The sequence below is a fragment of the Candidatus Nitrosocosmicus agrestis genome (assembly GCF_008389435.1).
In the GTDB taxonomy this organism is placed as follows: Archaea; Thermoproteota; Nitrososphaeria; order Nitrososphaerales; family Nitrososphaeraceae; genus Nitrosocosmicus; species Nitrosocosmicus agrestis.
The window spans coordinates 25,499-46,895 of the sequence record NZ_VUYS01000016.1 but is presented as its reverse complement, the minus strand read 5'-3'; the positions used below and the strand labels follow the sequence as shown (position 1 = coordinate 46,895).

Here is a 21,397-nt window from a genome sequence, read left to right as displayed (position 1 = left end):
TTATTCTAGTAGCTTTAGAATATGTATGAAAATTGATTCAGACCGAGTTTTATATCATTAAACAAATTTTGAGTAAAGAAATCGCTAAGATTACATCAAAATAGACTTCCATTACCATATTTAGTATCATTTAGTTTGGGCGCGTGGGGATTAAGTTCCTACTGATTATAAGGTTCTAATACATTTAGGGATTTTATTATATAAACTCAGAAAGATATACGGGGCTTTGATTGAATTTGAAATTTTTTTATCAAGCATAGTTAACATATGTATTCAACACTATTAACACCAAAAATCTACTTTTGAACACTATTATCTACATATAGCTCATAGGTATTTCCAGTAGCGTTATTTACATAATTCCAATCAATGTTTCTAATATTTAGTTTTTTAAACTTGCTTTTGGTTTGGATGTCAAGGTTTCCATAAACTTCCTCTCCTATGATTATTTGATTTGGCTTTGCAAAATTTGTCATTTTCGAAGCGATATTTATTGTATACCCTATAATGTCTAAGTGTGGTTTTTTATGAACTGTAATGTCGTTTTTCTTTCTAATATTATTATCTTGATTCACTTTATTGTCGCCTTTCTCTCTATTTTGAATTGTATTGATACCAGTAACGTTTTCAGTAATAGTTACTGTCTCCGGTCTCAAACCATATTGGACTATTGCGTTTTCTCCTATATCAATGCCTATTCTTACACCCAGTTCTGTATAACCATTTGATTCTAAAATAGTGTTCATCCCTTCTTGAATTATGGTTATCATTGAATAGGCACAAGCAACAGCATTTGTACAGGGAAGATATAGATCATCTTTTTCTGTAAAAAAGAAGCACATAATTGCATCTCCAACATACTTTAAAACATATCCACCGTAAGCCTCTATTACCAGAGACATTTCTTGAGTAAATGCCTGTATTATTGGAACAAGCCTCTTAAGAGGCAAATTCATTGAAAGGTCGGTAGAACCTACAAGATCTATATGCAATATCACTAATATAACATTTGTACCGATAAAGCTCTCCAATAGTTCTTGTGTCTTTTCCTGGGAAATATTGAATTCAGATTTCACCTTAATATTATACCATGTTCTTTTTTGAGCATCTTTGATCGCAGATTCGATATCAAAAACAGTATCTAGTAACAACATGCCTAATTTAGGTACTTTTGATGCCTGCAGAACTGATTCTTCCTTAGCTTTGTTTATATCTCGATATGTCACTATCGCGGCTTTAATCTCTTCTATACTCAAGTCTAGCTGCAATGCAATCGTTTCAACTGGAATATTAGACTCATATAATGAAATGATTGTTTTGTTTGGATGAATTTCGATATCCGGGCTATTTATCGAATTCACATATATTAGAAAACAATTCACTTTTATATGTATTCAATGAGAATTATGGTTCTGTTCATTTAACGACAAGTCTATAGCTTGAAGATGTTCTATCTCTTTTGTGTGAAGACTAGAAACACAACACCTTCAGAATATGTATGCTATGGTCTGTATTTGTATTTTTCAGGGCTATCATTATGGTGTGTTTTAAAAAGGCAGTCATGTTTTGTCAACCGGAATTACGCCTCAATCTGGAATTGAGTTCAAAAGTACCATCCAAAGAAGTATCTTCAAGGAAAAAGAAGATCGTAGAATCCATTGTATAGAAGAGACGCTAATCAAGGTGGGGTCAGAGTACATATTGGCTCTGGATCTATAGAACCAAAAAAAAAAACAGGGAAATTCTCGCACTTATTTTGCCAATATATCCAAGGAAAGATACATGTTTGTTGCCAAACGATATCTTTTGGATTTGGTCAAGATACACAGAAAACATCCAGTACCCACAGATGGCGGTACATGGTACCCGATGGCTTGCAAGTTTTTGAAACTGAAACACCATTTGCATTCTTTTTTTACAAAGAAGAGAAAAGCATTATCGAAAGAACTGTGCAGTACATCAAAGACAGAACCAAATGCATTGACGACTACTTTCCATGCAAAAGAAAGAACTGCAAACTAAAACATGCGAGGAACTGGCTGAATCTATTTGTCAACTATCACAATAAGGAGATGATAAACGCTAAGTTAACAGCACCTTAAAGGTAAATAAGATCATTTAATATCAACAAGACAATAAAATTGAATTTAAGAAATAAATTCATTATATTATCATCGATTTAATTATTGACTGTAGGCATCTTTTATTTTTTTTATATCAATTTTTTCCATTTGAAGCATTGCCTCCATCACTTTTTGAGATTTTTTAGGATTAGGATCACTTAGCATTTCCATCAAAACTACTGGCGTAATTTGCCACGATATACCATATTTATCCTTCAACCAGCCGCATTGTATCTTTTGACCTCCAGTCGATAGTTTGTCCCAATATTCACCTACTTCCTGTTGGGTATCACAACTTACCATAAAAGATATTGATTCTGTGAATTTTGATGGAGTCCCGCCATTTAGTGCTACAAATCTTTGACCATCAAGCTCAAAAGATATGGCCATAACACTGCCTTTTGGTCCAGGGCCTGCATCTCCATAATAACTAACTTTATCAACTTTGGAATTTTTAAAAATCGATATATAAAAATTGGCTGCTTCCTCAGCTTGATTTTCAAACCACAGAAACGGGCTTATTCTTTGTACGTTCTGCAATTAAATGGTTTCCTCCATTTTAATTTTATATAGATTAATCATAGAATGCTTATAAATTCCATAATATAAAAATCAGCAAGAGTGTAAATGTATACTGCAATAATTCATAAATATAGTAAATTTTCAAATTAAACACAAACTTTTCAGATACAAACCTGTTCCATAGAGCAAAGATCCAAAAATTTAGAACACATGTCTCATCCGTGAGGGTTTGTGCCGTACTAGCCTTGCCTGATAATTCAGGAGTTAGTTTGGGCATATTAGGATAAGATTCAAACCCGTAGGATAGTGAATATCATTACCACATATGGTATCATTTAGTTTGGGCGCGTGGGGATTAAGTTCCCTGTAGTAGTATGATTCTAATGTATTAATTAATTTTGTTAATCGAGACGTAATAAAATAATATATGAATTTACTGGGACAACCATCAAAGAAAAAACGAAAAAACTTGGATATTTTAATCCAAATAATCTGGAGGGTATAATTTCTGTCCATACATTTCTGCAATACTCTGAACCCGTTTTTGTTCTTCGGAAGTCATGTGTAAAGGGGGTAAGAATGTGTTTGCAGGAACTGGTTTTCCTATTTCTCTAAACATTTTTTCCATACCAGATGGCGTAATAAAGCATAACATATGGGTTATCTTTTTTGTTTTGTTAGTAAATTTATGCACTGGTCCATAAAACGGAATATTTACATATGAACCCTTTGAAGCAGTATATTTTCTATTCTTCGTAATTACCTCAATCTCTCCATCCATTACATAAAATGCCTCTTGGAATTTGGCATGAGAATGAGGTGGTGGACCACCATTTGGTGGAATCAACATATCTACAAGAGAATAAGCACCACCTGTTTGCTCACCTCCGATTATAATTCGATAAGTATCTCCTACTATTGATACGCTGTCCCCTTCCAGATCAGCTATGGCAATAATGGAATTGTTTGTGCTTTCCATATTTTAACCTGATAGCACATGAATTTAAAATTATAGGTATTTTCTAGAATCAAAGGTGTTTTAAGCAGTATTTCCTTATTACAAGTATTTCATAATCGCTATTAATAATATCATGTGGACATGTGGTCAAAGTTTGATACAAAATATCTGAGAAATTACAAACAGTTTTCAGCCGTTTGGAAGTGATTCAAGGTTGAAGAGAGTCTGCTTTCAACAAAGGTCACAAATGTGCAGGGAATCAACCAGTAGTTGATTATAAATCTCTGATAGCATTGAAAAACAATTATCTTCTATTAATAGTAACAAGGATCATTTTTCCTTTATTCCCATGACCGTTGATATTGGAAGATGATGATGAACATGGTCATCTACTGCCTGACTTTTTCTGCCTATGTTATTAATATCTAAATCCGGTTTAAGTGGGATATTTTTATTTAACCTTTCAGGTTTGATATTAGATGATGATAAACTCATTTTCAGGTTCCTTTTTGAATCAAATTGTTCTGATCGTATATTGATCGCCCATAAACTCTTCTTCTTTTCTCGTATGTCTTCAAGTGTTAACGCCTTAGTATATGAAAACACTTTCACTTTGTCGATACTATTGAAATCGTACTGTTTGTTCTCATCAACTGTAATATCTGTGACTAAGATTTTTCCACCTGGTTGGCATACCCGATACATTTCCTCAATAACTTTATTTGAATCAATTAAGTGATGCAAACTTCCTCTAGTAACAACTATTGAAAAAAAATTATCCTTAAAGGGCAACGTAGAGATATCTCTAATCTTCCAATCCATGTTGTCTAAGTGCCTTTCATTTTGGATAATCCTTGCACGTTCGATCATCGAAGGGGTTATATCTATTCCAGTTACATGCTTTGCAAGCTTCGCGTATTCAAATGCAACAGTTCCATTTCCACATGTAACATCTAAAACAGTATCGTAAGGAGTGGGTTCACTAAATCTAATCATAAGGTTTAAACTATAATCATTAGAATGTGAAAAAATATTATGAGAAGTAGATGCTTGTTTTGTAAACTCTGAAATCACATCTTCATTGTGCGAATCCATTTTATCTCTTCATTAAAGATGAGTTGTGCCTTTATTTAAGAAGACCAAATCAACATTTGGATGTTATTAGACAATAATAAGATATGATGACAGATGAAGTTCAAAAGTGAATAGAATTTTGATCCAATTTGACATGGAAGTTTGATGAAGGCTTCAATGACGATGAATCATATGTTTTTACCATAATATAGTATCATCTAGTTTGGCCGCGTGGGGATAAAGTTCCCTCTGGTAATAGGGTTCTAATACAAGTATCAATCATTCTCATGATAACATATTGACAGATCTAGTGTTAATTTGAGCTAGAAAACAACAAAGAATATTATGAGAGAAGCATTATATCTTACCATATAAGGAGGACATAAATATCTATTAGCCTATAGATGGGCTAGGCTTTATTAATATATTTACTTTAAGTACGGACATGTTAAATGCAAAGGATATTGTAAGGATACTTGATAACTGAATATTCATATTAAAAAAAGATCATGGTTTTGAACTTAGCTCTGTGCTGCTGCGTTACTACTAGATTTTTCTTGGTTTTGGACGTTGATGTTGTTACGGTCCGCCTACTAGGTGTAAGTGATTACTCAGCGATATGTGGAGATACGGTTCAAGGTCGAATCCGATTCTAACAAATAAAACTGTAAAATTAAATGGGATCTTATCTTCTTCTCAATTTTTCTTTACTTCATAGTGGAGCAAAACTAGACCGCAATCAAACACCTTTGATTCGATTAATGAAAGCTTTTGGATCTCTGCAGTATCTTTGAATATAGTTTTTCCACTTCCCAATACAATAGGATTAATAAATAAGTAAAACTCATCAATTAGTTTTTCTTTAATTAGAGAGGAATCAAAAGATATCCCACCGTATACTATGATATCTCCTCGAGTATCTTGATTCTTTAATTTTGCAATTTCATCTCTAAGGTCACCTGTTGCAATATCTGTATTTTGCCAATCGGATTTCTTTAATGTTTTAGTGAATACAACTTTAGGAATTTCAACCATCTTTTTAGCGATTTTATACATGGGGTTATCTGGTTTGCTTGCTACTTCCGTCCAAAATGGAATAAACCCATCAACCATTTTTCGTCCCATGATTATGGTATCAACTGATTCGGTTATATTGTCGATGTATTTTAAATAGCCATTATCCCAAATTAACCAATCCATCTCGTTGTTTGGTCCTGCGATACAACCATCAATAGACATGTGTACCTGCAGCCGCAATTTTCTCACTGGTGTTTTGTTATCGTTCATCTATATTCTCGTCCCTTTACTTCTCAATTTGAAGAAACTGCTTTCTCATTCTTACTTAATACCATTGATTCAAAAAAATATACTTGTAAGAAAAGATAAGGATTAGTCATAAGGAATAGAACATATGAATGCCTAATAAGTATACACCGGATCAAAAGTATATTAGAATTAAGTTTTAGATTACACGATATCTTTTGTATGTTTTGAAACAATTCACAAAAAAAATTTCCCTCTTTATGCATTCTATAAACTAAAAATGTAAGTTACAAGACTAAATAAATATCTCATTTATTCTCAACTATTTCTTTTCATACAAGTTTACCAGAAGTTCATTTAAAGGGGGCGGAGGTCCTCTAGTGCCAAGTCAATTCCAAAGGCTTTGTTAGCAAATTTGCGAAATTTTATTGCCAATGAATGTTCAAAAGTGCTAGTTTTTTTTAAGGTCTGGGACGGATCTTCGATTGCTAAACACAATTTCAAGATCAGAAGCACCATTATCTGCCGGGACTGCGGTGAATCCAAACCTGTTTACAAGTATTCCAGCAATTGTAAAATTCGTCCTATTCTATGTTATTGCCCCACCATTTTCTTCTTCAATCTTCTTTACTGGTTCTATATTACATATGACCAAGAATGCAATCAATCAAAATTTAACATTTTATCTGACATAGAAGGTTCTTATCTAAATATATTCAATAGTGTCAAAGAATTTAACATGTGCATTCGAATTCAAATAGCACGATTTATACTTGATTCCATACACGATTAATTCATTCAAATTCGTTTTGCAGGTGCTCTTTGATATTATTAATTTATAATATTGATACTTCTTCTCATTTGAATTGAGTGTTTGGAGGGAAGGTTAAAGCGATACTAAGTATATTATCTTTATGATATTAGATATCATTTACTTTGTGCATGTGGGGACACAATCCAAGGTTCAATAGAAATTTGGACCCTAGTTTCTCTGCAGGTAGATTAATTCCGTAATAAAAATAGGTTTACGAAATTTGGATTGATAGTTCTAATAAAAAGAAAAGAAGGGTTGTGGGTAGATTTAAAGGGCGATTTTCTTTTCTATTATAGAATTGATATTGCTTAAACAAATTTATTGTCTACAAACACTATTGATTCGTCTTCGTCTTCGTTTCATAAATCTATTCCATTGACATTGTTCAAAGTTTTAGTTTATCCAGTAGCCTTAAACTTCTTTATTATCTGAAATAGTGATTTCATATCAAATAGATAAACAATAGTTTTGTAAATTATCCTATCTATTCATGTATGTTTGATGAATACTATCAAAACAGAAAAAAACATGAGTGTATATTAGATCCTGTTAGAGATGTGGTAATAAAATGAGTTACGAGAATGAAATGTGTCAATATATGGAATGTAAAAACCAGGCAACAGGCTCAACGACAATAAGATTGTATGGATTTAAAATTACAATATATAATTGTGATAAACATAAACAAAATTTACTTAAACTGTCTGACAAGTGGTTAAAAGGAAGGATTTAAAATGACAAATTTGTGTAAAACAAAATGATGCCTATTGACTCAGATAACCGACATAAATGATCTGCTCGTGCTATAATATTATGACATAGGTAGGTCATAAATGCTAAATCAAAAGCTTAAAACATCAAAACAGTATGAACCAAACATCAATTATATAAGGCATTGACAATTTTAAATCTCTCCAAATAATAATATTGTTACTATGGGTAATAGGATTTGGTTTTTGTATTTGGGGATAAGTTCCAAGTGGAGATGGGATTCTAATACAAATGAGTTTTCTCAAAAGTAGTTCAACTAAGCATATATTTCTGCTTAACATAATCAAGTTTGTATTTATCTGTTTGGCGTGGCCCAATATTGTTCATAAACTGTAATAATATTTCATTTCAAATTGGAGCCAGTAAAGAACTCCTTTCTTTTATATGTAATAGTTTTGGTTGTATAAATTCATTGAATGAAAACAGCAGACATGATATTAAGATAGGCTCCATAGTAAGAGTAGTGCAAAAGAACGACCAAAAGACCGGCAAGTTGACAGAAGGCACAGTAAAGGAGATACTGACAAAATCTATGACCCATTCCCATGGAATTAAGGTCGTTTTAGAAAATGGGATTGTTGGTAGAGTGAAAGAGTTGCTCCGCTAATAAGTTGGTAAAGTTAAGGCATGGGAGATATCTTACTCTAGCGCTTTAAGAATAATTATAGTGAATGAAAGCAACCGCGCAAAAACACTGTGGTGTTCATACGTGGCGATTAGTGCTGATATTGGTATAAGTGGGATTCTACTAAAGAAAAAGAATTGCAAATCTTAAACTTAAATTTGCTATTCATCATCAAGATTTAGATCACTTCGCAACGGAAGCACATCAATTAAACGGGCCCGGTGTACTTTAGCACGATACCAGACCATTAATATGGATTTTACTGACAGACGACCCTCAAATAAATTCCCATCGACTTAACTAATTTAGTTATCCAAAGTCCTTTCACCGCTATTAGGCAAGTTCATTACACTTCCTTTGTTTGGATTATCTGGCTGTTCCAGTACTCCCTCATCTTGTATCGGTACTGATGGACCTTTAGGTGAGGCTGGTGGATTATTTGGAGGTATATCTAGCATTTGAATTTCTGGTTCATTACAATCTTGATAACTACCATTCCCTTCTGAATTTGAATATACGAACACACATGTTTGACAATAATTAGTTTGAGTTTTATCATCATGCCAACAACAAGTAACTGGGAACATACCGCCCTTTGTTCCTCCGAGTTTACAATCCTGACTTCATAAAAATCCTTCTTTTGGCGGCACTCTGAAAACATATAGCGTACTTGAAACTAGTCCACTCATCAATACTATGGTTATGGCTGTCATAACAACATAATTTTTGATCAACATATCTTAAGCATCTCCTGTTCATTTTTATTTTTGATAATGTTTGGCCAAAAAATAGTTATTTCGTATTTTTGGATATAATTGGTATTATTCATCAACCTCATAATCTAAAAAAAAGTATTTGAGATTGACTAACAAATTCTGAGTCTTGGAAGTTTAGTATTATGTCAGGTACTTCATTTCGCCCGATGGGTTCAGTGATAAGTGTTTTCAAATCCAATGCTGCTAGTGAATTTACTATTCAAATGCTTGAGGTAAATGGGATCTTACATAATAAAATAAATTCACTGGGCTTTGAATCTGTGAAGTGCATGGGAACTATTAAACAATTAACCTTTTTTCAATAGAAAACTAAATTGGGTGTCTATAGGACAAGGTAATATGGTTATACTGGCCTTGAGGAACAACAAGAATATCAATTGTTTTGGATACAGGATGCTTCTCGTGGATTTTTACTAAACCTGAAGGATATCTTTCGAATACAAATATGTTTCTCTCTTTAGATAAAGATAGCGAGAGTATTTGCTTAGTTTCTGGTTCAATAGCCGCCCAGAGCCATACATATTCTGAACCAACCCTAAGCAAAGTCTCGTCGACGATAAATTCTAATCCTTTTTCTCTTCGACGAGATTCTTATAACTTGATACTTTTGAATTTAATTTCAGATGGAAACATGATTTCGTTTAAACAATTTAGATAATCTTTCAGAGGCTTTTCTAAGAGAAAGACCTGAAAACTATGGATGTAGTCCATAGCAGACATATTTTGAAGGTGTTTTATTTCTGGTAATCATAAAGGAGATAAGCATCTTCAAGCTATAAGATTTCGTTAATGAACAGGGCCGCCTCCGTAAATTGAAGATAATATTATAGATATTGATAATTCTTGGTAAGTATTGGCAATAACTAAAAGTTTATTACTATGTATTATAATATATTAAGTAGGTGCGAAACGATGACCCGGTTTTCTGTTCCGTTCACCGAAGGTCATTATTATGGTGGAGTGAGGGAGCCAAACACGGAACTGGCTTATAATAGTCACTCTATCAGCACATGATCGTGTTATAAATAACCGATGAAATGTTTGTAGTTTTTCTAATATGTGGAGAGGTATGACGATTGATTTAATCGTGAATATCTATCCAGAATGTCTGATGGTGATTATTTAATCCAGAAGTACAGTATGTAAGGCCGTAACAAAACAACCCCTCCATATTCATTTTCCTTGAAATTGTTATATCTTGTATATCTCTTTAATTATTCTTTGTTGTTCTTGAACCAACCTCTGGACTTTTTGGTCTATCACCTGTTCTTTCTCCATCGATTTGTAAATTTCCCGTATCAACTTGTTAGCCTCTTAGATTACATATTCATGCAGTTATTCTATTTTAGCATGTACATGCCTATCAGCATGTCGATGTAAAATTAATGCCAAAATTCCTAAAGAAAATCCCATTGTAATATCAACTGCCTTTTCAATGAGAGAGTCACTTACTTCAATCATCAAAATTGTAATTTTATTTTTAAATAAAAAGGTTGTTCAAAAAGGATCTAATCACCCGAATAATTACCTTGATAGTGTACTACTTTGAGTCAATGATTTTTAGATCATGATTGTAAATAATGGCATTAAAATACCTGTCAATACCCTGTCTGGTGAGTTTGGTATAGATATATTATGAGTCCAAATTTCCATATTGAATTTGCATTTAATGTGGATTCTAAAAATAACAAAACTTCTGTTAAAGATTGATCGATACTCATGATCAAGAATCAAATGGGAAAGTACTGTAGATGATTAATTCTGTGACCTTCGAATCTATGAGGTGCATGGGAACTGTCAAAATTTAAGGCTTTAATTTATTGCGAAAATTCGTTTTGCAAAGGGGATTATTCTATTTGTATTTACAAATTTTTTAAATGACAGAAGAATGATTTGCTTATTAATAAAGAATGAATTCATTGAAATCAAGATTGTTTTTTGTACCTCTGTTACAATATATTACATCTTTTTAATAATCTGTGAAAAGCATTGGCATATATTTATACCAACATATTTAATAATAAAATCCTAGTTTAGAAGTATCAAAGGTATCAATATCTTACGGCGCCGTCACCCTTCAGATATAGGGTTTCCAAGTCCCATGCTTTTGTGCCTAAAGCCTTTGGAACAGGTAGTTGCGAATCTACTGTTTTTTTGACGATAGATACTTATCACATGAATGTAGCCTTTAATACTATTTCTCTAGGATACTATTCAAAATATCTTAACTAAAGTTAATAAACAATATGCCAGATTCTCTATGAAATAATAAAATAATCACAGAATTAGTTCTCTAAGATTATATCATCTTTTTTAATAATTATGATAACATGACTCCCACGATGTTTAATAATATGATAACCTATTTTTCTTGGAACAATACTACTAAACTATATTTAGGATTTTACTATCGCGAATTAAAATCTCTGTACTTGTATTTGTACTTGTACTTCTATTTGTATTTATATAAACTACATTCTTATCTATAAATAAAAATGAATTACTAATCATTTATTAACACGTCAATTCAGCAATGATGTCATAGTAATATGATCTTAACCCTGTAAATAATTTGTCTATAAAAAAATAAATATGGTCACCAGAAAAATAACTTGAATAATATAATTGTTATAGCAATATAGTAAAACAACGAATTAAGGGACAATACAAAATATAATATACAAAAAAAGAAAAGGAATTCAGTTAATTAATAGGCTTGAACACTACTATACGTGTGTTTCCAGTGTCAGCAACATACACAGTACCAGACTCTTTATCTACGCCAACACCCTCAGGGTCTAAGAGACTACCTTCGCCAAAAGTGGAGTTGCCAAATTGTGTAATATACTGACCGTTGTTTGTAAATACCTGAACTCGATTGTTGTTTTTGTCAGTTACATAGATGTTGTCATCCTTGTCAATTGACAAGCCCGATGGTCCTTGAAATTCGCCATTAGCAGTGCCTTTTGTGCCCCATTGAGATAGATATGTACCATTGTTACTAAATTTTTGTACTCGATTATTTCCATAATCGGCAATATAGACATCACCTTGTGAATCCACTATTGAACTTTCAGGATTTGAAAGTTGACCATTGCCTTCTCCTTCAGATCCCCACCTATGCAAAAACTCACCGTCTGGAGAAAATACTTGTACACTTGGTTGATCCCGATCAGTAACAAATAGCTTGCCTTCGGCATCATTTGCAGGAACATGTGGATGTAAGAATTGTCCGTCACCAGTACCTTCAGATCCCCACTTGGTAATAAAATTGCCATTTACATCAAATTTTTGAATCCTGTAATTGAATTGATCTGCCACATAGATATTACCTTCAGAATCCATGGATAAAGCAGATGCCTTGTGGAATTGCCCATCACCTTCACCTCCTTCACCAAATTTGGCCAAAAAATTTCCTTCAGGGTCAAAAATCTGAATCCTATGATTGGCATAATCAGGTACATAGACCTTGCCGTTGAAGTAATCAACATCATTTTGTCCATCAAATTGCCCATCCTCTTCACCTGCAGATCCCCAGTTTGTATAGTAAGCAAAAGTTAAATTCTGGTTGGTAGGGGGTGATGAGGTTGTTTGTGCCACTATTTTTGTAGTAAAGAAATCAGACGTCATTAATAATGAATACCCTAATACAAAACTTATGGCTAAGAATTTATGAATCATATTCATTTAGTAATTCTGTAGTAACCATTGCTATAAAATAGCTCCTATCAATGTACCGCAAGTATTGAGAGGTAGGAAAAAATTTCAATTTACTTTAGAAAAAAATATGAATCACATGATTTCAAAATAAATTCCAGAAAGGATAAATTAAGATGAAAAATTTTACCATGAAAAAATTAAGGGTAGTTTGGACTTTTTGCAGTATGAATATCCTTGTGCAATGACAATGCCAATGGGCAGACCCTAACCAAATAATTCTCAATGGATTTTTCAAAAATCAAAAAAATAAATTATTTGACCAATTATAAGATACATGAAGAAGAATGATACCACCATTTTTGATAACGTTGTAACACTTGGACCATACATAGAGGGTTACACAGAATTAAGTTGCCTCATTAGAATAAAAAGTACAAGCTTGTCTTTTTAATTTTTTTAATCAAACTAGTTAAACCAACCTAAGTTAAAGATGATGAACTTTTAGAGTACATTGCAGTATTATGATTCATAAAACACAATTAACTAGAATAAAGAACAGAAATAAAAGACGAAAAATGGTGCTACGCAGACAAAAACAGATTTTACAAATGCTACTCAGGAACTAGTACTCATGACTTGCAATGAATAGTCAAGGATAATTCGTGCACATATATTCAAATCTATTCCTAAATAAAATAATAATAAAGCTTACTATTTGATCATTAATAAGTTACAATACATCACATCATTTTTTTAGGATCGTAATATATCCTCAAAATAGACCGAGTTATGATTGATGATCTTTTTTTGAACTTTTTCTCAATGAAACCAAACAATGGGCTTATGCATTACAAATAAGGATTTATTAAGAAAACAAGTCTTCCATATAGTAATATATATAATGAAATGTAATGTTATTTTAAATAACGCTTCGCGCTTTGCACTACAGATATACTCTAATGCACCTCTTTGACATACAAACCAATTAGTATATCTCGATAGTTAGTTTGACTTTTTCGTATATTTTTGGATTACATTCCATTTTCATAAATTAATTTTAAATTATTATAGTCTCAGTTCAAAATAATTTAATAAAATTAAGAGATTATGGCTCATTTTATTGTTCCATTGATATGTTTAATACAAGGTATTCTTTTATACAGACATGGATTACGATCAGGTTTGTAAGAGCATATTAGCAATTGATTCGAAGGTCCGCTTTGCAGGAATTTGCGATGAGAATGGTGAGACTAAACATGGTGGTATGAGAGAAGGATTGACTAGTCTGCTTTCGCCTCAAGAATCACAAAAATCCAATTTGCAAGCTGTAGGAAGATGGGGTTTAAGGAAATCACTAATAAGCAAGACTGGTAGAGGCATTTATGCAATGACTGAATATGAAAAACTTAAACGTATAACGATTCCAATAGATGATGATCATCTATTAGTGGTTACAACTGAAGTAGATGCCGATCATGGCAACATAATCAGTAGTGCCCTGAAACTAGTCCAAGAGTAGACTAAAGATAAGTCCAGATAAAAAAGATGAGTAGATCCCAATTATAAAGTAAGATCGGACTATTTGTCGGGGTTTTAACTGATTTGAACCTTTTTTAATTAACATTGTTTTTGTTACTCTGTATAGTAATACAGAGATTAGTTAGTATGATCTAATGCTATAATATAATCATATTGGGACGAAGTGTGAAAGATTTTGATGTGCTGATTTATAAAAAACAGATTTGAACTATTTTGAGTTTATTTCTATCCAATCAGCCTTCCAGTTTTTTGGTTTGTGAGGCATCTCATTTTGCTTACTCATTAGGTTCAACATTGAGTAGACACTGACTCTCATTTTGATGTAAGGAATTGATTCAACAGTAGGAGATCCAAATGGAAGCCGTATAAATCTTTTTAAACGATAATTTTAAGAAATAATCTGTGAATGAGAAAAGTAACGATAATGACACAAAGAATAAAAATGAAGTTGATGATGAAGATAGACGAGTCCTTGAAGATATAATATACAAAAAAAGCAACACTTTTTCTAGTGACAACGAAGTATTCGACCTAAAAACCTTGTTTCATTTGAGGCAGGACAGGTTATGGGGAGCTATTAAAGAGAGATACAAATACAATACCTCTATCAAAAGAGGCCAAGATTATTTAATTAAACATGTTGACACTAAAGTCTCTTTTGTAATCATGTATGCAGATTTAGTTGGTTCCACCAAGATGAGTATGACGTTACCTGTAGAAAAACTGGTAACTATTGTGAGAGCATTTTCTCACGAATTATCATCAGTGATAGAGAGTTCAAATGGCTATGTATTAAAATATGCTGGCGATGCAGTCATCGCTTTCTTTCCTTCAGGATTCAATAAATATTTGACCTGTGATAATGCATTTCGATGTGCCAAGTCTATGATTAACATAATTAGAGATGGTATCAATCCTATATTAAGCAAGCATGACTTTCCGAGTCTGGCGGTAAAAATAGGAATAGATGAAGGTGAAAACATTGTCTTTCAATATGGATACGATAAGAGTTCACAAATAGATATCCTAGGATATACTATGAATGTTACTTCAAAAATTACCTCTATCACATCACCAAATGGAATATCAGTGGGAGAAAATGTTTTCAAGCTTTTGCATCCTCAAATTCAATCTAAATTTAAACAAGTTTTATTTGATAATAATGATTGGAAATATATTGATATTAAAACTGGAGAGCCGTACAAGGTTTATGGTTTAAAATAATCAGAAGAGAGATTAGTATTAGATAGATACAAAAAATTTGGTGTTAATTGAATTGATTTGTTCTTGGAACTTGATATAATGGATTCTTTTTTTGGATATGCAGAATAATACAATATAAAAATGACAAATCTTGTTTTCAAATAAAATAAAGTTTACAAATAAAGTTATCTTGAATTGTTTCTAAATTAATTGTCAAAACTAAGGACAAGTCAAAGGTAAAACTATAAGGGTCAGCTTCTATAAATATGTGTTTTAAAAGTAAAAAGAAAGTGATGTATTATCTCGCTTCTACTCTTGTCGGTTCGTGTGGTTTAAATCTGTGCCATAAAAGCCCAAATATTCCCCCCATAACTAAATAGAACATTACCATAGTACTGAATGTAGCTGTTCTAAAGGCATTTACCAAATCCATTGGAGCAGTTATAGAATCGGGATTTGAGGGAAATACCGCATAAATAAAAGCAATTAGCCCTAGGTAAATTATAGGTATCAAATATTTGAGATTGTTTATCGATCTCATCTTTATTAGTAAAACTGATAGTCCAACTGTAATTAATCCCGAGGTTAACTGATAACTAGTATACAATGTATCTCTTAATCCAATGGTTTCTGGATCGCCAACTGCGGGAGGATTAGCAGGATACTTGATGAACGGAATAACATATAACGTCAGACACATAACGGCAGCAAGTATCAACGCCTTCTTTCTGTCATCATATGATGGAATATATTTTCGAGAGATAACATATGCTATTCCCAATATTGCCCCATATGACAATCCAAGAAATGCACCTGCGGCAAAAGTTCCATCCTTTTGCCAAATTCTATAAGTATTTAATTCTTCGTAATTGACAGGCTCGCCTGCAGCAATACTATTGTCAACCTCAATCCCTATTGCCTGATCTATATAAGGTTCAACTACAAAATAGTTTACACCAGCTAGAATGAGCCCTGCAAGAACACCAGCCAAAAGAGCGATAAAAATAAAATTATAAGAATTCATGATTTATAACCAAACAGATTTCGAGGAAAGTAATATCTGCGTCAATGACAAGGAAATCCGGCTGCATGTCTAATATCATGTGTAAATTCATGAAGCCACATTGATTGATATGCATCGTTACCTTGAGCCAAACTGAAAAGCTGTCCCTGATCGTAACCAACTATATAAATACTCAGAATTGCTACTATCGCTAACACCACAATAGCTAATTTGGGAGTTTGATCTTTTTGAATTAACCTCAGACCATGTTGAGAACTCATAACAACCTAGATGACTACAGAACTATATAAATTATTGTATTGTTTATCCAACAAATAAACTTTGAATATCAAATTTATAGATTCTTGATCTTTAGGTAAAAGTTTTGCAAGATATAGAATTTGGTGCGAAAATTTAAACGTAAATCTAAACAATTTGATCTGTTTAATGGTAATAATATGAAACAATGGTTAATTATTGGATAAACCATCCAGCATTTCTAATTTAAACTATAGAATAATGAGAACGCATTCAACTTATAGCATAGGCTGTTTGCTAATTAAAGGCGTTGTCTTTGAAATTAGTTATTGATTGCTTTGAGAACAAAATGGTGTTGATAAATCCATTAAAACACCTGTCATATTCTTTTGTCAATTTCATTTAATTTGTTATAAGGTTTAACGTAAGATTTAATGAAGCAATTATTTTAAAAGACTTGCTTACAGTCTATTTATTTCTATCACGAATTGGATTGCAGGGAAGAGTAGGTTGAGGCTTTGTTCAAAATAACAGATTTTTGTGTGTCCAATCTTCAATTACAATCGGAATAGGTATGTAAAAGATAACATTAATCTTGCGGTATTACTTGTTATACAGATGTGCATCTGGTGATAAATACTCTTAATTCCATTTCGAGTAGATATGCACCTAGTAGAGCATTATCTTTTGGTTCGGCTCATGTGTTTAAAGCCTTGCAACTAATAAATCGAGAAGGTTTTGTAAGCAGACATTTGTTAATTGAAGAATTAGAACTTGGCGAGGGTTCAATAAAGACCTTGATTAAGCACCTAAAAATGGAGAAAATGATTATTACTACAAACAAGGGGACAACCATGTCGGATCGAGGTAGAAAGATTTTTGAAGAAATGTCTAAATATATTTGCTCTGAATCAAAGATACCTAAAAGTAATATTTCTGTATCTGAGTTTAATTACGCAATATTATTAAGACATTTAAAATTCGCAATTAAGCAAGGCGTTGAACAAAGAGATGCAGCCATCAAAATGGGGGCTCAAGGAGCCACAACATTAATTTTTAAGGATGGAAAATTTTTGATTCCAGGTTCGAGTTATAACGCTCTAAAGTATGAGAAAAATGTCGAAAGGATTCTAAAAGACAAGTTAAATCCAATTAATGATGATGTCATAATAATCGCAAGCGATAATTCAAGTTATATAATAGCTGAGCTGGCCTCAAAAGCAGCAGCGTTATATACACTACAAAATCACGTGGACCATAAAGAAATAGATTCGAAAATTGCATTAAATAATTCATACTAAATAATACCTCCAAACATACCAATACGCAAGTTTGAGTAGTTAGGATGATTTGCTAATATTTCTAGTTCCTTTAATTAAGTTAAAGATGCAAATAGTATGAAAGTTGTCTTTACGGACACAAGGTAAACAAATCAACCACTTCGATATATCACTAAAAACACTTGACTGAATCTTTCTGATGCATGAAATAATGGGATTCAGAGATTCGATACAATTTTTTATCACGATTTGAATGTTATTTTTTTTTGATCTAATCATCTTTTATGCCTAATTCATGGCCTTCTTTGATTTGTCTTGAATTAAAATTACGGCTTACTAATTCGGCGCACATGATGATTATGTACGTTATACTTTATCCATGAAATAATAGACCAATTTCGATAGATCCATTTTTAGGTCTAGTAATTTATGATACATTGTGATTGATACCTACCTTAAGCAGCTATTACAAAATGCCTCCACAGACAGGCGATCGAGTTGGGCGATAGTTAGAAATGGTGCTGTTGCCGAGTTTTCTGTTATACCAGGTGAACTTACTCAACGCGTGTTTGATCACGACACCAAGACTTTGATCGCAATCACAGAAAGAGGAATTTTAGAAGTTAAAATGAGTGACTCATTAATTGCAGTAGTAACAGAAAATGCAAGCTACAAATGTTCGCCTTGGTCTCAGAACATTTATCTTTGCGTGCCTAAAAAAGAATCAGAACTACCGGTGAGAAACACATTGACGCAGATAGGAGAGTATAAAAAAAACAACATCAGTGGCATCATTTGGGATCTCGGAATTGGATATCGTGATTTTCAAGCTAAAATTATCGTAAATAACGATGATCTCCAATACCATTTGAAACAAAAGGAAGGACAGAGTATCATTGACGACCCTAAATTTTTGGAAGTAATTGTAGAGTATTCACCATATCGTTTATTTGATTCAAAATTTGCTTCAATACTAGTTAAACAAAAAATTGCCCCAAATAAAGATGAAGTTGATGGTCCCCATACCCATCTACTACCTGACATAATTTTAGGAAAAATTATCTTTCCTAATCCGATTAACGAAGAACTTAGTTCTCAAATACAAGTGGATCCAATTGGAGGAGCAATCGATGGTAATGGAAATTACAAAGAATGGCTTGGATTCGAGAAAGATGATTTTCAACAACTCTTAAAAAAATATGGAGATAAGATTGGTTTTGAGGAGAAAATTACTTTTAAGAACATGCTTACTGACTTACTTAGAAAAGATGATATCGCTTCAATAGTAAATATGTATGATAAACTCTCCAAACAAGACATTATCAGAATTATCTTGGCTCAAATAGTTTGTGATAATGGTTATGAAAGTATGTATCGTAAGAGAGGACTAGAGGTATTGGAAAAATTGAACGCTATTAATTTTCCAATTTTAAAGAGTTGGGCAATGAAATTTGCTCCTGAGATCATCAAGTGATGACCCTTGAAGCAATCAAAAAAAAACTAATAATAATTAACTTACTTGGGGAGGGGTTAGTGTTAACAATTCTTTTCCACCATATTTTGCAAATAAACGATTGTATTGAATTAAACTCTCCTGAATTGGAACGTTGTCAGAAGTATACATTTTCATAAAATTTACCCGAAGTACTAGAGAATTATTTGAGTTAAAGAATCTTAGACTATAACTTTTGTTCCCATTCTCCTTCTCTTCAATAACAAACTTTGCTTCCCGAACTTGAGTTGTATTGATGTGTACATGCCACGATCCTTTTTCATCACCTATGGTTGCGTATTGACCATTAACTCTGAAGGGGGTATTTCTATCAATTCTTAATTCTGCTACTCCACCATCGTTTCGTATCGAGATCATAATGTTCTCAAGAAATAGTACATCTTTGAAAATATCCTCAAATGATATTGATCCGATATTGACCACATCTTTTTTTAGATAGCATCACTAAATAAAATTATCTAAATTAGACAATCTGAACTGAAAGAGCCTTGTGCCATTATTGTATTTGAAATTAAAAATATATTATTCGATATCTTTTATTCCTGCATATTAGAACCTACACTATCATTATTTTATAAATATTAATTGTGCTTATGTTTTGTATAATTTCTTTGATGTATTTCTGTATTTGTTTAAACATATTGATACAATTGGGTCTTTAACTTACACAAAATGAGATGGGAATATCATTTGGATTAACCCGCAAAACAACAAAAAAAATTATTATATTTGTACATTTCACTAAAAATAATAATACACTTTATATTTCGAGTACTTTATCGCATTGCAATAAAACGGTGCGGCAACGACCATTTTGTTCTGCAAATAGTCTTTGCATTATCTATTTGGTGCGCGTATTGAATTTAAGCAAGCTAATTTAAACAACCAAGTTTAGACATCACTTTTAACATCTAATCCAACTTACCGATTTATTCATCCTTGTCTAATGTATCATATAAATTTGAGAAGGAACAAAATTGAATACAACTGTAACAAGATAATAATCGAACCAGGGAAGACTATATTGCTTCTGATACTCAGCAATACAAAATTTAAAAGAACTGTTGACAATACTTTAGGATTTACTATATTTGGGATGATATACCAATGTCTACTTTAAAATTTATCTTCATACAATCAGCAATATTTTCTGGCTTACATGCTAACACCAATATATTATGTAAAAAACGCAAAATTATACATCACGTGGGAGATGGCTGTAAATCTGAATTTGTACATATTATCGTTTCGCTCTCAATTTTGCTCTTTAGTGCCAAAATTTTTAGATCTTTTTCATAGAATTAATCTAACGGTAGTTTTGGGCAAGTAATAGGCAGGCATTATATTTTGCCCTTTCGCACTTGAGACATCCACTTTATGATGGCGAACCACTATTGATGTTGGCTCAAATTATCAAACATGTAGGATAGATACCTGCTGCTGTAATAATATTATTTATTATGGATTTAGATTTTCAATCAATAAAGACTTTCTTTAAGACGGCGTAGCCTCTTTTACGATTAGTGCATTTGGTGTAATATTGTGATTTTTTGTGAACTTTTATTCTCACACTATATGGCATGAACTTGAAATACTGCTAGTAGTAATCTTGTTAACTGCCTCTAACATAGCAATTTCTATTCAATTTTAACAGAATTAGGAAAAATAAATTCAAAGGAAGAGAGGCTTATTCTGAGAGAGGTGATAGTAGACAACATCTTGGCAGTGGTCATATTATCGGGGGAGGTTGCTATGATTCTATCCCATGATGTATCTCCAACACAGTCAACCTAGCATTTCTATTGTTAAAAATTCTAGGATTATTTATAGTGCTACTTTTGATTGCGGTCCATAATTCCATGAATATTTCTTCACGCAGAGAAGCTTTGGCGTTCGTAGGAAGATATCGAGGGAATTACAATAGCCAATTTCATTGATATTGACGGAATAGCGTCATACATAAGTTATTTTCCATTGTTGGTGAATTTGCAGCAGGGATGGCAGTAGCATCTGCC

General features: G+C 32.5%; 20 protein-coding genes. 8 read left to right on the top strand and 12 right to left on the bottom strand.

What is annotated here, in order from left to right; all coding sequences use genetic code 11:
• Positions 1–296 precede the first annotated feature (296 nt).
• Positions 297–1,361: an adenylate/guanylate cyclase domain-containing protein gene (locus F1Z66_RS10755; RefSeq protein WP_149863621.1), complete on the bottom strand. Its 1,065-nt coding sequence runs from the start codon at positions 1,359–1,361 to the stop codon at positions 297–299.
• A gap of 205 nt (positions 1,362–1,566) precedes the next feature.
• Between F1Z66_RS10755 and F1Z66_RS15585 the strand changes: the two genes are divergently transcribed.
• Positions 1,567–1,719 (top strand): hypothetical protein, encoded by a 153-nt coding sequence (locus tag F1Z66_RS15585; RefSeq protein WP_154670551.1) that lies wholly within the window; start codon positions 1,567–1,569, stop codon positions 1,717–1,719.
• A gap of 140 nt (positions 1,720–1,859) precedes the next feature.
• The gene (locus F1Z66_RS10750) at positions 1,860–2,102 is read left to right on the top strand and encodes a hypothetical protein (protein WP_149863620.1); all 243 of its coding nucleotides are present in this window, start codon (positions 1,860–1,862) and stop codon (positions 2,100–2,102) included.
• An 81-nt stretch (positions 2,103–2,183) separates the two neighbouring features.
• On the opposite strand, the gene F1Z66_RS10745 is transcribed toward F1Z66_RS10750, so the two are convergent.
• The 5 genes from F1Z66_RS10745 to F1Z66_RS15580 form a co-directional block, all read right to left on the bottom strand.
• Entirely contained in the window at positions 2,184–2,663 is a 480-nt protein-coding gene (locus F1Z66_RS10745; RefSeq protein ID WP_149863619.1) for a VOC family protein, read from the bottom strand.
• A gap of 460 nt (positions 2,664–3,123) precedes the next feature.
• On the bottom strand, positions 3,124–3,624 hold the full coding sequence (locus F1Z66_RS10740; RefSeq protein WP_149863618.1) for a cupin domain-containing protein: 501 nt from the start codon (positions 3,622–3,624) through the stop codon (positions 3,124–3,126).
• Between the two features lie 309 nt (positions 3,625–3,933).
• The gene (locus tag F1Z66_RS10735; protein WP_149863617.1) at positions 3,934–4,698 is read right to left on the bottom strand and encodes a class I SAM-dependent methyltransferase; all 765 of its coding nucleotides are present in this window, start codon (positions 4,696–4,698) and stop codon (positions 3,934–3,936) included.
• Positions 4,699–5,373: 675 nt separating this feature from the next.
• Positions 5,374–5,964: a dihydrofolate reductase family protein gene (locus F1Z66_RS10730; protein WP_201448569.1), complete on the bottom strand. Its 591-nt coding sequence runs from the start codon at positions 5,962–5,964 to the stop codon at positions 5,374–5,376.
• 333 nt (positions 5,965–6,297) lie between these two features.
• Positions 6,298–6,444: a hypothetical protein gene (locus F1Z66_RS15580; protein WP_154670550.1), complete on the bottom strand. Its 147-nt coding sequence runs from the start codon at positions 6,442–6,444 to the stop codon at positions 6,298–6,300.
• Positions 6,445–7,937: 1,493 nt separating this feature from the next.
• Between F1Z66_RS15580 and F1Z66_RS10725 the strand changes: the two genes are divergently transcribed.
• Positions 7,938–8,132, top strand: coding sequence for a YwbE family protein (locus F1Z66_RS10725; protein WP_149863616.1), 195 nt, complete (start codon positions 7,938–7,940; stop codon positions 8,130–8,132).
• 323 nt (positions 8,133–8,455) lie between these two features.
• Here the strand turns inward: F1Z66_RS10725 and F1Z66_RS10720 are convergent, their stop codons facing one another.
• Positions 8,456–8,737 (bottom strand): hypothetical protein, encoded by a 282-nt coding sequence (locus tag F1Z66_RS10720; protein WP_149863615.1) that lies wholly within the window; start codon positions 8,735–8,737, stop codon positions 8,456–8,458.
• 311 nt (positions 8,738–9,048) lie between these two features.
• Between F1Z66_RS10720 and F1Z66_RS10715 the strand changes: the two genes are divergently transcribed.
• On the top strand, positions 9,049–9,231 hold the full coding sequence (locus tag F1Z66_RS10715; protein WP_149863614.1) for a hypothetical protein: 183 nt from the start codon (positions 9,049–9,051) through the stop codon (positions 9,229–9,231).
• Positions 9,232–9,235: 4 nt separating this feature from the next.
• Here F1Z66_RS10715 and F1Z66_RS10710 read toward each other — a convergent pair whose 3' ends face one another.
• Together F1Z66_RS10710 and F1Z66_RS10705 are read right to left on the bottom strand one after the other, a co-directional pair.
• A complete protein-coding gene (locus F1Z66_RS10710; RefSeq protein WP_149863613.1) occupies positions 9,236–9,469 on the bottom strand; it encodes a hypothetical protein in 234 nt (77 codons plus the stop codon).
• A 2,160-nt stretch (positions 9,470–11,629) separates the two neighbouring features.
• Entirely contained in the window at positions 11,630–12,556 is a 927-nt protein-coding gene (locus F1Z66_RS10705; RefSeq protein WP_159357449.1) for a 6-bladed beta-propeller, read from the bottom strand.
• Between the two features lie 1,195 nt (positions 12,557–13,751).
• Here F1Z66_RS10705 and F1Z66_RS10700 point away from each other — a divergent pair.
• Both F1Z66_RS10700 and F1Z66_RS10695 read left to right on the top strand, forming a co-directional pair.
• Complete coding sequence (locus tag F1Z66_RS10700) at positions 13,752–14,105, top strand: hypothetical protein (RefSeq protein WP_149863611.1); 354 nt, start codon at positions 13,752–13,754, stop codon at positions 14,103–14,105.
• 422 nt (positions 14,106–14,527) lie between these two features.
• A complete protein-coding gene (locus tag F1Z66_RS10695) occupies positions 14,528–15,349 on the top strand; it encodes an adenylate/guanylate cyclase domain-containing protein (RefSeq protein WP_230207526.1) in 822 nt (273 codons plus the stop codon).
• Between the two features lie 277 nt (positions 15,350–15,626).
• Here the strand turns inward: F1Z66_RS10695 and F1Z66_RS10690 are convergent, their stop codons facing one another.
• Complete coding sequence (locus F1Z66_RS10690; RefSeq protein WP_149863610.1) at positions 15,627–16,352, bottom strand: CbtA family protein; 726 nt, start codon at positions 16,350–16,352, stop codon at positions 15,627–15,629.
• Between the two features lie 41 nt (positions 16,353–16,393).
• Positions 16,394–16,612 (bottom strand): CbtB domain-containing protein, encoded by a 219-nt coding sequence (locus F1Z66_RS10685; RefSeq protein ID WP_149863609.1) that lies wholly within the window; start codon positions 16,610–16,612, stop codon positions 16,394–16,396.
• Between the two features lie 606 nt (positions 16,613–17,218).
• On the opposite strand from F1Z66_RS10685, the gene F1Z66_RS10680 reads away from it, so the two are divergent.
• Complete coding sequence (locus F1Z66_RS10680; protein ID WP_230207525.1) at positions 17,219–17,890, top strand: DUF4443 domain-containing protein; 672 nt, start codon at positions 17,219–17,221, stop codon at positions 17,888–17,890.
• Positions 17,891–18,308: 418 nt separating this feature from the next.
• A complete protein-coding gene (locus F1Z66_RS10675) occupies positions 18,309–19,343 on the top strand; it encodes a DUF6925 family protein (protein ID WP_149863608.1) in 1,035 nt (344 codons plus the stop codon).
• A 36-nt stretch (positions 19,344–19,379) separates the two neighbouring features.
• Here F1Z66_RS10675 and F1Z66_RS10670 read toward each other — a convergent pair whose 3' ends face one another.
• Entirely contained in the window at positions 19,380–19,805 is a 426-nt protein-coding gene (locus F1Z66_RS10670; RefSeq protein ID WP_149863607.1) for a hemin-degrading factor, read from the bottom strand.
• Positions 19,806–21,397: the final 1,592 nt, after the last annotated feature.

Bases quoted from the DNA above. Each gene is read 5' to 3' on its own strand.
- F1Z66_RS10750 (WP_149863620.1), top strand. From the start codon at position 1,860: ATGGTACCCGATGGCTTGCAAGTTTTTGAAACTGAAACACCATTTGCA.
- F1Z66_RS10740 (WP_149863618.1), bottom strand. From the start codon at position 3,624: ATGGAAAGCACAAACAATTCCATTATTGCCATAGCTGATCTGGAAGGG.
- F1Z66_RS10735 (WP_149863617.1), bottom strand. From the start codon at position 4,698: ATGGATTCGCACAATGAAGATGTGATTTCAGAGTTTACAAAACAAGCA.
- F1Z66_RS10730 (WP_201448569.1), bottom strand. From the start codon at position 5,964: ATGAACGATAACAAAACACCAGTGAGAAAATTGCGGCTGCAGGTACAC.
- F1Z66_RS10720 (WP_149863615.1), bottom strand. From the start codon at position 8,737: ATGTTCCCAGTTACTTGTTGTTGGCATGATGATAAAACTCAAACTAAT.
- F1Z66_RS10715 (WP_149863614.1), top strand. From the start codon at position 9,049: ATGTCAGGTACTTCATTTCGCCCGATGGGTTCAGTGATAAGTGTTTTC.
- F1Z66_RS10705 (WP_159357449.1), bottom strand. From the start codon at position 12,556: ATGACGTCTGATTTCTTTACTACAAAAATAGTGGCACAAACAACCTCA.
- F1Z66_RS10700 (WP_149863611.1), top strand. From the start codon at position 13,752: ATGGATTACGATCAGGTTTGTAAGAGCATATTAGCAATTGATTCGAAG.
- F1Z66_RS10690 (WP_149863610.1), bottom strand. From the start codon at position 16,352: ATGAATTCTTATAATTTTATTTTTATCGCTCTTTTGGCTGGTGTTCTT.
- F1Z66_RS10685 (WP_149863609.1), bottom strand. From the start codon at position 16,612: ATGAGTTCTCAACATGGTCTGAGGTTAATTCAAAAAGATCAAACTCCC.